Consider the following 13,055-nt stretch of genomic DNA (forward strand, 5'->3'; position numbering starts at 1 on the left):
TTGAATAGGGTTACTTCTGTTCGCGTGGTAGGTGACGATAAATATATACTACACTGAGCACGGTGAAAACCAGAGTCAGGGCAGTCAGACCAAATACTTTAAAGTTAACCCAGACATCTTGCGGTAACCAGAATGCGACATAAATATTGGCCAGCGCGCAGGCAATGAAAAACAGCGCCCATGCCATATTGAGTTTATTCCAGACATAATCCGGTAAAATCAACTCCTTGCCCAGCATTTTCTGAATAAGTGGTTTTTTCATGAACCATTGGCTGACAAGCAAGGCTAATGCAAATAGGGCATAGATTGCGGTGACTTTCCACTTAATAAAGAGATCACTGTGGAAAGCTAAGGTCAGAGTGCCGAAAACAGCAACCATGATAAAAGTGATCAGAGAAGATTTCTCTACTTTCCGGTAGATGAAATAAGTTATAGCTAAAGCTAAACCGGTGGCGGCAATCAGTGCCCCGGAGGCATAGAAAATGTCATACATTTTGTATACAACAAAAAATACGACTAAAGGTAGAAAGTCTAAAAGTTGTTTCATGTTTGAACCTATTGTAATTCCGGCAGCTGACTCTATCCGATTTTGGTGGTTGAATATACTAAGCGGCAACAGTATGGCTTTTTTTATCGATAAATAAAGATTTTTATCGATCTGTTTCGCACAATTTTACCATAAAGAGCGGTGTAATTAACTTCCTGTTGTCAGTGAACATATAACACAGCATTATAGCCAAAACCCGTTGAAAAATAAGAGGGCATAAACCAGATGCAGTGGAAAAAACTACAGCGTTGGATGCCAGGGTTGGGCAATTTTTCTCATTATCGCAAAGAGTGGTTTAGTCATGATTTAAGGGCTGGGCTTTCTGTAGCCGCAGTAGCTCTGCCGGTTGCTATTGCTTACGCTGAATTAATGGGAATAAGTGCAATTATCGGTCTCTACGCATGTATCTTGCCAATGTTCACTTATGCGTTATTTGGTACTTCAAGACAGTTGATTGTCGGGCCGGATGCAGCAACGTGTGCCGTTATTGCGGCGGCAGTTGCGCCCTTGGTTTTTGGTAATGAAGATGTACGTTGGCAGCTTACGATCGTGATGACTTTAATGACAGGGATATGGTGTGTTCTGGCGAGTCATTTCCGATTAGGTGCGTTTGCTGATTTTCTTTCAAGACCGATCCTTAAAGGATTAATGAACGGTGTGGCATTGACAATCATTGTGGATCAATTGGCTAAAGTCTTTGGCTTTGCCGGCGTACCCGTTGGGTTGATTGAACGGGTGATCGCATTACCCGCCAAATTAATGAGCACACATTTACCAACGTTGGCAATGTCGGTTGCGACAGTGTTGATTTTGCTTATTGTACGTTTCTTGCGCCCAACTTGGCCGGGGCCTTTGTTGGCAATGGTATTAACGACTTATGTCAGCTGGCAATTTGGGCTTGAAAAACAGGGTATTCAGATTGTTGGCAGTGTCAGCGGTGGAGGGTTGCCTGTTGTGCCAGTGCCTGATTTCCAACCTGGAATTATGCGTGATTTGGTTATCCCATCCCTGAACCTTGCTGTTATCAGTTTTGTCAGTTTTATGATGACGGCCCGTAGTTTCGCCAGCAAAAACGGCTATCAGATTGATGCGGATTCAGAGCTTAGGGCCTTAGGTATTGCGAACATTGCTTCTGCTTTATCACAAGGGTTTGCTGTCAGTGCTGCCAGCAGCCGAACTGCGGTTAATGATGCTATTGGTGGGAAAACTCAATTGGTTTCTGTGATTGCCGCTGTGGTTATCTTGCTGGTTTTACTGTTTATGACGGGCTTCCTGGCGCATATTCCATTGTCATCGCTTGGTGTAGTGCTGATTTATTCGGCATCATCATTGTTGAATCTACGGGGGATATGGTCACTGAGGAAACGAAATCGTCAGGCATTCACTTTATCACTGTTTACCCTGATTTCAGTGTTGGTGGTGGGTTTGATTAACGGTGTTGGTTTTGCTGTTTTGCTTGGTTTATTGCAGTTTTTGCGAATTGTCTTCCGTCCGACAGATCAGCTTTTAGGCGTTAATGAACAAGGGATGATTCATTCCATTAATCAGGGCAATGAAATTAAGCCGGTAGACGGTGTGATGATGTACCGGTTTAACTCACCATTAACTTACTTCAATGTCAGTTATTTTAAAAAACGGGTGTTGCAGCATGTAGACAGGGCGAAAAAACGTCCGGGTTGGTTAGTTGTTGATGCGGCTGTGAGTTTTACCTATGACGATGTGAGTGTTTTTGCGGCTATTGATGAACTGATTACTGAATTGAAAGTAAAAGGTGTCACCTTGGTGCTCGCTGGCAGACGGACAGAACTTACCCGCTGGATAAAACAAAACAAACTGAGAAGCAGTGATGACGATCTAGTTGTGGTGCCGGATCTCTATTTTGCCGTTCGAATGATTCAAAGTAAGCCCGAATGGTACTCTAATTACATCAAAAGATAATGATTCATCGCTGTTCACTAAGCTTGAAGTTCATTGGATAAAAACATATGATTAGATCATAACAAACAAGGAGGTTTTATAATGCAATCTGATTCAGGTTTGGACGTCTTACTTGGAAGAGGGTAATACGATGAAAGCACTCATTGGCGTGATGAATGAAGAGCTTATACGCAGGCGCACACTGGCTATAGTTAAAGGCGAATATGTCATTCAGCCTGGTGAACCTAAGATTTGGTTTACCTCTATGATTGCTCTGGCTCAAGTACTTAGTAGTGATAATATTGTTCTTTTGCGCCTTATAAATGAACGGAAACCAGAGACAATCGCAGAACTGGCCAAGCTGTCAGGGAGGCAACCAAGCAACTTGTCAGCTACGTTAAAGACGTTAAATCAACATGGTTTTGTCGCTCTGGAAAAAAATGGCAGAAGTGTAAAGCCAAGGGCGTTGTTTACTGATTTTGAGATAAAAATTGAGCAAGAAATAGTTGAAAGAGTTATGTCATCTTGTGGGGCTAAAAATATAGCAGCCTGAAGTAGCACATTTAATACAGTGTGATCCTGTTTATGACTTGTCAGCCCATAGTTTTTATAACTATGGGGCTTGGTTGAACAATTGGTTAGCCATAATAACAGCTAATAAAGCCAATCTGATAGATAACCACCGGTCTTCCCTTAAGGTGTATATCTTTTTGTTAAAAAAAATACGACTGTAATGTTTAGTATTTTGCTTTATTAAACGGGAAATTAACAATAAATGGAATTGCGTTGTTTTCTATTGGTTACTGATAAATAATACCTCCCCGCAATTATTTTTTTCTATATTTTATACAATATTAGGGATTTTCAATGAAAAGAACACTGGTAGCTTCAGTGGTGGCTGTTGGTTTATCTGTATTCGCATTTGCAGCAAATGCGAGCGGTGAAAGTACAATTTCTGGTGGCTATGCTCAGAGCCATGTAAAGGTTGATGGTGTAAAGATTGATGATGACCTAAAGGGCTTTAACCTGAAGTACCGCTACGAGTTAGATGATAATTGGGGTGTTATTAGCTCACTCACATCTACATATTTAGGTTACGATCATTATGTTGGTGGCAGAAAAGTAGCTGATTCTGAGATGGATTATTTTTCCCTGATGGCGGGCCCTACATATCGTTTTAATGAATATGTTAGCGTGTACGGTATGGTTGGTGCTGCACATGGAAAGGTTAAGGTCTCAGATTATGTTGGTTCAAAGAGTGGCAGCGACAGTAAAACATCTGTCGGCTACGGATTGGGATTACAATTTAACCCTATGCCAAATTGGACTATTGATACATCTTATGAATATTCAAAATTGGATGATCTTAAGATAGGCACTTGGGTAGTTGGTGTAGGTTACCGGTTCTAATCGGAATGTGCTAATTCGTATTTAATTAGCAACCTCTCTTCTACAGAAATTCCCTGTTGTATGGCAGGGAATTTTTTTGCTCTTATCCAAATAGCAATAAAGTTCTTATACACAGCTGTACACGGATATAAACTGGCTCATGTTGTATTCTCTGTCAGCCCCATAGCTTTTATCGCTATGGGGTTTGTTTGAACGACTATTTTATATTCATTTTTGTTGTGAAGAGGCAACCAGCATATATAACCTGAACAGATAAATTAGCAGGATAGCTGAGATCAGATTATTAAACACGCCAAGCATAATTCCCGCCATCTCACTATGAATGAATGTCAGACGGTCAATAATAAACACTAGCAAGAGTTTTGCGGTCAGCCATAGCAGAATTGCCGGAACCAGCAAGCGAATATTGGCAAATGCCAGTTTCCAGCTTATTTTCATAGAGGTAAAAATACTGCGACGTTCAGCGGTCATAATCACGGGTGATAAAGCCAGGGCGATAGACAAAATAATACCTGGTACTAACATGAGCATCAAACCAAGTTGAATCAGCAAGGTGCAGATAAGCAGTAGCAGGAACAGTTTTGGTAACTGGCTTGCTGATAAACCAATTGCCTGTAATGAAGAGATACGATTTCCCGCTGAAATTGCCGTGACCAACGTCAATACACCACCAACCAGTAGCACATTGCCAATCATACTGGAGAAAATGGTTCCTATTCCCGCTCGCATGATCATTGACTGTTGCTCTGGAGTCATTTGGGACACCATATCCTGAATACCGGCTTTACCTGAAGTTGCAAAAGTGAATTCTGCTTCTGTCAGCAGCTTCATCTGTTCACTATCAGGGATAAACAGGTGTCCCAATAGGGTAGTCACCAGAGCCGCCAGAACGGCCAGAGTCAGAGTACTTAACAGTTGATTCTTGAAAAAGTTAAAACTGTCACGGTACAGGGTATTCGCCGTGATTGGCATGAAGACAGCTCCTATCAGGTTAAACAATAATATACAGCGGTTAATTGTACTCTGTTATGGGCAGATGTGGATAGCTGAAAGGAGATTGTGCGGATAAATTAGTGATTGGCTGTGATTGTTGATGGAAGGGAAAAGTACTTCATATTATATTTTCAATATAAAAACAAACATAAATTTAACTTTGTTAAAACATCATGGAAATATAATCAGATGAAAGATAAAATGTTGTAATTAGCATATAAATATAAAAAACATTCAAATAATTAATAATAAATATTGATTTGTGTCAATTTAAAATAATTCCAATTTGAAATAATAATATCGCAAATATACGATTTTTATTAAATTATTTAAAAGATGTGATCTATCTTGGATCATAATTCTAAATATATGGCTATATTTTTATTGACTTTTAAACCACAGGAATGGGATGAATAATGAAAAAACTTTCTGCATTTGTATTAGCAGCGGCAACTTTAGCACCATCGTTCGCTTTTGCTCATGAAGCGGGTGATTTTCTTTTCCGCACGGGTACTGCAACAGTAAGACCTAATACGGGATCTGATAATGTATTAGGGGTAGGTTCTCTGAGTGCGGATAATAATACCCAGATGGGTCTAACCTTCGGTTATATGATTACCGATAATATTGGTATTGAATTACTCGCTGGGACACCTTTCCAGCATCAGGTAAGTTTACCGGGTGCAGGTAATATTGCCAAAATAAAGAGTCTGCCGCCGACATTAATGGCGCAATACTATTTCGGCTCTAAAGAAAGTAATTTCCGCCCTTATATTGGTGTTGGTTTGAACTATACCACTTTCTTTAATGAAAAATTCAATGGCAATGATGCTGTTAAAGATAATAATTTACACAGTCTGGATCTGAAAGATTCCTGGGGTGTGGCCGGTCATGTTGGTTTAGATTATGAGTTAGATCAGAACTGGATGCTAAACGCGTCTGTGTGGTGGGTGAACATCGAAACTGATGTGAAATTCAAAGCAGGCGATCAGAGCCATAAAGTTGATACCCGGCTTGATCCGTGGGTATTTATGTTTGGTGCCGGTTATCACTTCTGATAAGAACCACCACTGTTTAACATAAGTTGTTTGATATGAAAAGGATGGGGCAGATTTTGCCCCATTTTTTATACTAAAGTTGAGTTGCAGATTTCATTATTGATACAAATTCAGTGAGTTTTTTCAGCATTATTTCTGGTTGAGAAAGATTTGTTTCAATAATTTTGATTACGGCGGATCCGGAAATTGCACCAGCAGCACCATCTGCTAACGTTTCTTTTATCTGTGCAGGCTCTGAAATACCAAATCCCTGTAATGGCGGCGCAGCATGATATTCCCGCAACTTATTAACCAAATGATTTAAAGGATGTTCAGCGCGTCGTTCTGTGCCGGTAACGCCGGCCCGGGATAATAAATAGGTATATCCCCGGCCGTAAGAGGCGATTTCACGTAATAATTCATCTTCCGCATTCGGAGGACAAATAAAGATAGGGGCAATACCATATTTCATTGCTGCGGTACGGAATGGTCGTGATTCTGATACAGGAACATCTGCAACTAATACAGAATCGATATCCGCATCTTTGCAGCGGCGATAAAACTCGTCTATGCCATTATGAAAAATCAGGTTGGCATACATCAATAGACCAATGGGAATCTCAGGATATTTTGTCCGAATTTTTGCCAATAATTCAAAACAGAGAGTGGGAGTAACATTTGAGGAGAAAGCACGCAGATTGGCATTCTGAATTGTTGGGCCGTCAGCCAGTGGATCAGAAAAAGGAATACCTAACTCAAGGGCATCAGCACCACCGGCAATCAGTGCGTCAATAATTTCTAACGATAATTCTGGGTTTGGATCGCCGAGTGTGACAAAGGGGACAAAAGCACCTTGTTTACGGCTTTCCAATTGTTTAAATAGCTGCTCGTAACGTTCCATCAGATTTCCCCCCTGGATTTTAAAATATCATGGACAGTAAATATGTCTTTATCACCGCGACCGGATAGATTGACGATCAGTAATTGCTCTTTATCAGGCGCTTGCTGGATCATCTTCAAAGCATAAGCCAGCGCATGAGAGGATTCGAGAGCGGGAATAATACCTTCCTCACGAGAAAGGGTTTTGAATGCAGCTAATGCTTCATCATCAGTGATGGAAAAATAGTCAGCCCGGCCGATGCTGTTCAGATAGGCATGTTGAGGACCAACAGAAGGGAAATCCAGACCGGCTGAAATAGAATAAGATTCTTCAATCTGGCCCTCATCTGTCTGCATCATGGGTGATTTCATACCAAAATAGATACCTAATTCGCCATGTTTCAGCGGAGCGCCATGTTTGCCCGTTTCGATACCGTGTCCCGCAGGTTCAATACCAATCAAACGTACTGATGTTTCAGGAATAAACTCGGCAAACATGCCAATGGCATTGGAGCCCCCACCAACGCAGGCCAGCACAGCATCAGGCAGACGTCCCTCTTTTGCCAGAATCTGGGCTTTGGCTTCTTCACCAATCATACGCTGGAATTCCCGAACTAGGGTTGGGTAGGGATGTGGGCCAGCGGCGGTACCTAACAAATAGTGAGCCTTATCATAGCTGCCGGACCAGTCACGCAGCGCTTCATTGCAGGCATCTTTTAGGGTTGCAGAGCCGCTGTGGACCGGGATAACTTCGGCGCCCATCAGACGCATGCGGAAGACATTAGGGGATTGACGTTCTACATCTTTCGCACCCATATAAATGCGGCATTTCATATTTAACAGTGCGCAGGTAAGGGCTGTTGCCACACCATGCTGGCCGGCGCCGGTTTCCGCAATAATTTCATTTTTGCCCATGCGTTTCGCCAGTAATGCCTGACCAAGTACCTGATTGGTTTTATGAGCGCCGCCGTGTAATAGATCTTCCCGTTTCAGATAAAGGCGGGTTTTAGTGCCTTTAGTCAAATTACGGCATAAAGTTAATGCCGTTGGTCTGCCGGCATAGTTTTTCAGCAGATCTTGAAACTCTTGCTGGAATTCAGGATCTTGTTGAGCATCAATAAATGCCGCTTCTAATTGTTCAAGGGCGGGAATAAGGATCTGTGGCACATATTGTCCACCGAAATCACCAAAATAGGGGTTAAGTTTACTCATTATTCTGTTTGTCCATTAATCAAAGAATCGTTGTTTATTGGTAGCTACGTAGACGCTGAAACACTTTGCTCAATTTATGACTGCTTTTAATACCCGGCGCGCTTTCAACACCAGAGTTAAAATCAAGCCCGCAACAGCCATATTTTGCTGCCTGCTGGCAATTTTCTTCATTTAATCCACCTGCCAACATCACATTGTCGAGTGATTGTTTTTCAAGTAATTGCCAGTCGAAACTTTTGCCGGTCCCACCTTTGCCGTTATCAAGCAGATACCGATCAATATTTCTGGTTTTAGCGTGAAATGAACCTTTCGACATATCAATCGCTTTCCAAATCTGGCAGTTCTCAGGCAATAATTTCCGCAGTTCTTCAATATAAACTTCGCCTTCTGCTCCATGTAATTGCACCGCAGCGAGAGACAGAGTACGGGCGGTATGATTGATAAATGTAGATGATTGATTTTGAAATACCCCCACATATTTGAGAGCCGCCGCATTGATGATTTGTTGAGCCTGTTCGATATTAATTCTACGCAGAGAATGCTCAACAAATATCAAACCACCATAAACAGCTCCTGCTTGTAATGCTGCTTTGGCGTCTTGTGGGCGGGTTAATCCACAGACCTTATTTTCCCCCAGAATCAGTTGACGTAATGCCAGATCAAGATTGGACTGGGACATCAAAGCACTGCCAATCAGAAAACCATTGGCATAATGGCTGAGTTCACGAATTTGCTGATGCTGGTGGATACCTGATTCGCTGATAACAATCGTTCCTTCCGGTAACTGTGGCGCAAGTTGTCTGGTACGGTTTAAATCTATAGAAAGATCTCTTAGGTCGCGGTTATTAATACCAATAATTTTGGCTTTCAGCGTGACAGCCCTGATCTGTTCTTCTTCTGAACTCACCTCCGTCAGTACTCCCATATTTAAACTATGAGCGAGTTCAGACAGCATAATATATTGCTCATCGTCAAGAACCGACAGCATCAGCAGAATGGCATCTGCCTGATAATGACGAGTGAGATAAACCTGATAAGGATCGATAATAAAATCTTTGCACAGCACCGGCTGATGAACGGCATTACTCACCAGACGGAGAAAGTCATAGCTGCCCTGAAAATATTTTTCATCCGTTAATACTGAAATTGCAGCAGCATAAGGCTGATAAGTTTTTGCTATCTGGATGGGATCAAAATCCTGACGAATGAGTCCTTTTGAAGGCGATGCCTTTTTACACTCCAGAATAAAAACAGTTTGTTCACTGCTCAGCGCCTGATAAAAATTACGCTGGCTGGCAACAATAGAATCAATAAAGCTTTCCAAAGGTTGTTGTTGCTTGCGTCCAATAAGATATTCGGCTTTATCATTAACAATTTTCTGTAAAACGGTAGTTTGCATCATTAACTCCTTGCAGCAAGTGCGGTGACTCGTTTATAAGCCAGACCACTGTGAATGGTTTCAAGAGCTTGTTGAGTGTTATGACGTAAATTTTCCTGTCCATGAATTTTCATCAACAGGGCGACATTAGCGGCAACGGCATCAGCATGAGCTTTCTTACCCCGGCCCTGTAACAATAAACTGAGCATTTCACGGTTTTCCTCCGGCGCTCCCCCTTTTAATGCCGATATTGGATGGCTTTGTAAACCAAAATCTTTAGCATTTAATTGATAATGGGTAATTTCTCCATCATTAAGTTCTGCAACGATGGTTGGCGCATGCAGGGCAACTTCATCCATTCCACCACTGTGAACAACCGCTGCCCGTTGATAGCCCAAGACTTGCAAGGTACGGGCAATGGGGCTAACCAGCTCAGGGCTGTAAACGCCAATTAATGCCAACGGCGGGCGGGCCGGGTTAACCAGAGGGCCTAATACATTGAACAGCGTCCGGGTTTTCAGTTGCTGACGTACAGGTATCGCATGGCGGAATCCAATATGATACTGCGGCGCAAACAGAAAACAGATGCCGATTTCATCCAAGGCGCTGCGGGCGCATTCTGCACTGACATCAAGCGTTATACCAAATGCCGCCAGCAAATCAGATGAACCGGAACGGCTGGAAACACTGCGGTTACCATGTTTGGCGACTTTAATATTACAAGCTGCTGCGACAAATGCACTGGCGGTTGAAATATTGATGCTGTTAGTTCCATCTCCCCCTGTTCCGACAATATCGCAGAAAGTATAGTCCGGCCTCGGAAATGGCAGGGCATTTGCCAGTAACGCCTGCGCGGCGCCGGCGATCTCTTGTGGCTGCTCACCGCGCAATTTCATACTGATAAGGACCGCCGCGAGTTGCGGCTCACTTAATTCTCCTTGAATTATGGCGGAGAACAGTTGCTGGCTTTCTTGTTGTGTCAGTATCTGCGCATTGAACAATTTGTCGAAAATAGATTGCATTTTCATACCTCCTTTTTAATTCAGCGCCCAGGCCAGAGTTTGTTCAAGTAATCTGGCGCCATGAGTTGTGAGAATGGATTCAGGATGGAACTGGAACCCGCAAACCTTATGTTTGTCGTGGCGAACCGCCATAACGGTGTCGCCGCAACGGGCAGAAATCGTCAATTCAGATGGAATTTTGCAACCCGCCAAAGAGTGATAACGGGCAACGGGCAAAGGATTATCCAGATCAGCGAACATAGCCTGATTATCATGCTCTGCCAGAGAGGCTTTGCCGTGCAGGATTTGATCAGCAGTGGAAATCTCTCCACCATAGGCTTCAATAATTGCCTGATGTCCAAGGCAGATGCCGATCACCGGAATTTTGCCGATTATTTTTTTAAGTAATTCAGGCATACAGCCCGCGTCAGAGGGTTTACCCGGCCCCGGTGAAAGCATCAGTAACGGAGAAGGCAGCGCCTTGAATTGCTGCATAATAATGTCAGTTGTAACGGTATTGCGATAGATAGCAACCTGATGACCTTTATTGCGTAATTGATCGACAAGGTTATAGGTGAATGAATCCACGTTATCGAGTAGGAGAATATTCGCCATCAGAAAATCTCCTCTGCATGATGTGCTTCAGCAATTGCACGAATGACGGCTCTTGCTTTGTTGCTGGTCTCTTCAGCTTCTGCCAAAGGAATGGAATCCAATACTACGCCAGCGCCGGCCTGAATCGTCGCTATGCCATCTTCCACGTAAGCGGAGCGGATAACGATACAATTATCCATATCACCCTTGCCGGTGAAGTAACCGACTGCGCCACCGTAGCTGCCACGACGTTCATTTTCGTAATGGGCGATAAGTTGCATTGCCCGAACTTTCGGTGCGCCGGTAAGTGTCCCCATATTCATACAAGCTTGATAAGCATGGAAAATATCCAAGTCATGGCGTAATGTCCCGACCACGCGGGAAACCAGATGCATGACAAAAGAGTAACGATCGACTTTTGTCAGATCAGCGACATAGCGGCTGCCGGGTTCACAAATACGGGCCAAATCATTACGGGCTAAATCAACCAGCATCAAGTGTTCAGCTAACTCTTTGTGGTCTGTACGCATCTCCAGCTCAGTCCGGCTGTCCAGATCGGCATCCAACTCTCCGGCAGCATTGCGCCCGCGGGGGCGTGTGCCGGCGATAGGGTAAATCTCGATTTGACGATTGGACGCATCATATTTCAGTGCGCTTTCAGGGGAAGCGCCGAACAGACAGAAGTCTTTATCTTGCATGAAGAACATATAAGGGCTTGGATTGCGCTGTTTAAGTTTTTGATAAGCATTAAGCGGTGCTGGGCATGGCAGAGAAAAGCGCCGTGATGGAACCACCTGAAAAATATCTCCCTGGCGGATGTATTGTTGCAATTGTGTCACTATTTCTGCATATGTCTCGTCATCCTGATTACATGAAACTTTCATTGTCGGCAGCGAGATTTGTTGCACTGGCTCAGTGGGTTCCCTGATGAGTTTCGCTAATGTTTTCAACCGTTGCTTAAGACGTTGTTTTTCTTCTGGAGAATCACTGAACAGACTGATTTGCAAGCGTGCACTTTTATTCTGATGGTCGATCACCATTAAAGTTTCTGCCAGATAAAAACAGAAATCAGGACAACGTTGAACGGTTTTTACTGTGGGTAGCGACTCAAACCCGGCGACCAGGTCGTAGGAGAAAAGGCCGCCAACGAATATTGCTTCTGCATTGTCTTGCGATGGTAATTCTGCCAGAGAAAGAAGGGCACGCAGTGCATCAAATACAGATATGACTTTCAGGCGACTATCTTCATCGATCATATTGTGATTGGTTGGCGGAAAGATCAATTGGAGAGAATCGTGTGTCATTTCAGATTGGACATTGCTGGGAAATTTTTTGACCAAAACCGGTAATAAATTTCGGCCATTTTCTGTCAAGGCGTCGAAAGTGACCTGATTGCCGTTTGCGCTGATACGCAAGGCACTGTCGATGACTAACAGACTTTTCAGGCTTTTTTTACTGTTAATTTCTGCCGATTCCAGCAATAACGTTGCCGGTCGCTTACTACAGAGTTGATTAAATAGCCGTGCAGGATCGGGCTGATAAGTTGTTTCCTGCTCAATGACTGTGAGTTTTGATTGTTTATCCGTCATTTTTTCGTCCTGATCATGAGTTATGCATATAAAAAAACCCGCCTTTTGGGCGGGTTCTGGTAATTTGGCACTGTTGATTTATGTGCGTGACCATACCGCCCTAAATGGGAAGTTGTGCCACCAACGGATAGACATCATAAATACAGCCATTTTCAGTGCCTCTTTCGCATTAAATATAGATGATATACGAGATAATACTGCCATTTCTTTCGTACTAGTAAACTGGAGCGCGGTTTGTGTGTCAAGAGTTTTATGAAAAAAAGTCTATTAAATTTTTGTCGATTGGTTGGGTAAGGGTAATGAGTTATCAGGAGAGGACCGACTAATTCTGGCAGTTTAATATTATGAACGAACGCTTATCATTTTTATTCAAGATAAGAGAAGACGCTAATATTAATAAATTTATTATCTACTGTCATAAATAACTAATATTATCATTTTCACACTTAAGATGATAATGTTCAGCCCTATATTTTAGGGCTGAATACCATTCTTTGC

12 protein-coding genes and 1 other annotated feature are annotated in these 13,055 nt (G+C 42.8%); of the genes, 4 read left to right on the forward strand and 8 right to left on the reverse strand.

What is annotated here, in order from left to right; genetic code table 11:
- Nucleotides 1–10 precede the first annotated feature (10 nt).
- Nucleotides 11–547: a septation protein A gene (locus tag ABR397_RS06285; RefSeq protein ID WP_350304956.1), complete on the reverse strand. Its 537-nt coding sequence runs from the start codon at nucleotides 545–547 to the stop codon at nucleotides 11–13.
- 225 nt (nucleotides 548–772) lie between these two features.
- On the opposite strand from ABR397_RS06285, the gene ABR397_RS06290 reads away from it, so the two are divergent.
- The 3 genes from ABR397_RS06290 (at nucleotide 773) to ABR397_RS06300 (ending at nucleotide 3,874) form a co-directional block, all read left to right on the forward strand.
- A complete protein-coding gene (locus ABR397_RS06290) occupies nucleotides 773–2,485 on the forward strand; it encodes a SulP family inorganic anion transporter (RefSeq protein ID WP_350304957.1) in 1,713 nt (570 codons plus the stop codon).
- 130 nt (nucleotides 2,486–2,615) lie between these two features.
- Nucleotides 2,616–3,017 (forward strand): HVO_A0114 family putative DNA-binding protein, encoded by a 402-nt coding sequence (locus ABR397_RS06295; RefSeq protein ID WP_350304958.1) that lies wholly within the window; start codon nucleotides 2,616–2,618, stop codon nucleotides 3,015–3,017.
- Between the two features lie 314 nt (nucleotides 3,018–3,331).
- On the forward strand, nucleotides 3,332–3,874 hold the full coding sequence (locus tag ABR397_RS06300) for an Ail/Lom family outer membrane beta-barrel protein (protein ID WP_350304959.1): 543 nt from the start codon (nucleotides 3,332–3,334) through the stop codon (nucleotides 3,872–3,874).
- A 207-nt stretch (nucleotides 3,875–4,081) separates the two neighbouring features.
- Here ABR397_RS06300 and ABR397_RS06305 read toward each other — a convergent pair whose 3' ends face one another.
- Nucleotides 4,082–4,846, reverse strand: coding sequence for a YciC family protein (locus ABR397_RS06305; protein ID WP_350304960.1), 765 nt, complete (start codon nucleotides 4,844–4,846; stop codon nucleotides 4,082–4,084).
- A gap of 437 nt (nucleotides 4,847–5,283) precedes the next feature.
- Here ABR397_RS06305 and ompW point away from each other — a divergent pair, with 437 nt between their 5' ends.
- Nucleotides 5,284–5,925 carry an outer membrane protein OmpW gene (ompW, locus tag ABR397_RS06310; protein ID WP_350304961.1) on the forward strand — a complete coding sequence of 214 codons (642 nt, stop codon included), beginning with the start codon at nucleotides 5,284–5,286 and terminating at the stop codon, nucleotides 5,923–5,925.
- A gap of 73 nt (nucleotides 5,926–5,998) precedes the next feature.
- Here ompW and trpA read toward each other — a convergent pair whose 3' ends face one another.
- The 6 genes from trpA to ABR397_RS06340 are packed head-to-tail and all read right to left on the reverse strand — an operon-like array spanning nucleotide 5,999 to nucleotide 12,557.
- Nucleotides 5,999–6,805 carry a tryptophan synthase subunit alpha gene (trpA, locus tag ABR397_RS06315; RefSeq protein WP_350304962.1) on the reverse strand — a complete coding sequence of 269 codons (807 nt, stop codon included), beginning with the start codon at nucleotides 6,803–6,805 and terminating at the stop codon, nucleotides 5,999–6,001.
- Nucleotides 6,805–7,995 carry a tryptophan synthase subunit beta gene (trpB, locus tag ABR397_RS06320; RefSeq protein ID WP_350304963.1) on the reverse strand — a complete coding sequence of 397 codons (1,191 nt, stop codon included), beginning with the start codon at nucleotides 7,993–7,995 and terminating at the stop codon, nucleotides 6,805–6,807. Before trpB ends, trpA begins: the two co-directional genes overlap by 1 nt.
- 34 nt (nucleotides 7,996–8,029) lie before the next feature.
- Nucleotides 8,030–9,394 carry a bifunctional indole-3-glycerol-phosphate synthase TrpC/phosphoribosylanthranilate isomerase TrpF gene (gene trpCF / locus ABR397_RS06325; RefSeq protein ID WP_350304964.1) on the reverse strand — a complete coding sequence of 455 codons (1,365 nt, stop codon included), beginning with the start codon at nucleotides 9,392–9,394 and terminating at the stop codon, nucleotides 8,030–8,032.
- 2 nt (nucleotides 9,395–9,396) lie between these two features.
- Nucleotides 9,397–10,395: an anthranilate phosphoribosyltransferase gene (trpD, locus tag ABR397_RS06330; protein WP_350304965.1), complete on the reverse strand. Its 999-nt coding sequence runs from the start codon at nucleotides 10,393–10,395 to the stop codon at nucleotides 9,397–9,399.
- A 15-nt stretch (nucleotides 10,396–10,410) separates the two neighbouring features.
- The gene (locus ABR397_RS06335) at nucleotides 10,411–10,989 is read right to left on the reverse strand and encodes a glutamine amidotransferase-related protein (RefSeq protein ID WP_350304966.1); all 579 of its coding nucleotides are present in this window, start codon (nucleotides 10,987–10,989) and stop codon (nucleotides 10,411–10,413) included.
- Nucleotides 10,989–12,557 carry an anthranilate synthase component 1 gene (locus tag ABR397_RS06340; RefSeq protein WP_350304967.1) on the reverse strand — a complete coding sequence of 523 codons (1,569 nt, stop codon included), beginning with the start codon at nucleotides 12,555–12,557 and terminating at the stop codon, nucleotides 10,989–10,991. Before ABR397_RS06340 ends, ABR397_RS06335 begins: the two co-directional genes overlap by 1 nt.
- Nucleotides 12,558–12,585: 28 nt before the next feature.
- Nucleotides 12,586–12,686 (reverse strand) — a sequence feature (Trp leader region).
- Between the last annotated feature and the right edge of the window lie 369 nt (nucleotides 12,687–13,055).

The organism is Photorhabdus viridis, from assembly GCF_040256935.1.
GTDB classification, from domain to species: domain Bacteria; phylum Pseudomonadota; class Gammaproteobacteria; order Enterobacterales; family Enterobacteriaceae; genus Photorhabdus; species Photorhabdus viridis.

What these genes read in the sequence shown, in the direction of transcription:
- ABR397_RS06295 (WP_350304958.1), top strand. Translation starts at nt 2,616, where the DNA reads ATGAAAGCACTCATTGGCGTGATGAATGAAGAGCTTATACGCAGGCGC.
- ABR397_RS06305 (WP_350304960.1), bottom strand. Translation starts at nt 4,846, where the DNA reads ATGCCAATCACGGCGAATACCCTGTACCGTGACAGTTTTAACTTTTTC.
- trpA (WP_350304962.1), bottom strand. Translation starts at nt 6,805, where the DNA reads ATGGAACGTTACGAGCAGCTATTTAAACAATTGGAAAGCCGTAAACAA.
- ABR397_RS06285 (WP_350304956.1), bottom strand. Translation starts at nt 547, where the DNA reads ATGAAACAACTTTTAGACTTTCTACCTTTAGTCGTATTTTTTGTTGTA.
- trpB (WP_350304963.1), bottom strand. Translation starts at nt 7,995, where the DNA reads ATGAGTAAACTTAACCCCTATTTTGGTGATTTCGGTGGACAATATGTG.
- ABR397_RS06300 (WP_350304959.1), top strand. Translation starts at nt 3,332, where the DNA reads ATGAAAAGAACACTGGTAGCTTCAGTGGTGGCTGTTGGTTTATCTGTA.
- ompW (WP_350304961.1), top strand. Translation starts at nt 5,284, where the DNA reads ATGAAAAAACTTTCTGCATTTGTATTAGCAGCGGCAACTTTAGCACCA.
- trpD (WP_350304965.1), bottom strand. Translation starts at nt 10,395, where the DNA reads ATGCAATCTATTTTCGACAAATTGTTCAATGCGCAGATACTGACACAA.
- ABR397_RS06340 (WP_350304967.1), bottom strand. Translation starts at nt 12,557, where the DNA reads ATGACGGATAAACAATCAAAACTCACAGTCATTGAGCAGGAAACAACT.
- ABR397_RS06335 (WP_350304966.1), bottom strand. Translation starts at nt 10,989, where the DNA reads ATGGCGAATATTCTCCTACTCGATAACGTGGATTCATTCACCTATAAC.
- ABR397_RS06290 (WP_350304957.1), top strand. Translation starts at nt 773, where the DNA reads ATGCAGTGGAAAAAACTACAGCGTTGGATGCCAGGGTTGGGCAATTTT.
- trpCF (WP_350304964.1), bottom strand. Translation starts at nt 9,394, where the DNA reads ATGCAAACTACCGTTTTACAGAAAATTGTTAATGATAAAGCCGAATAT.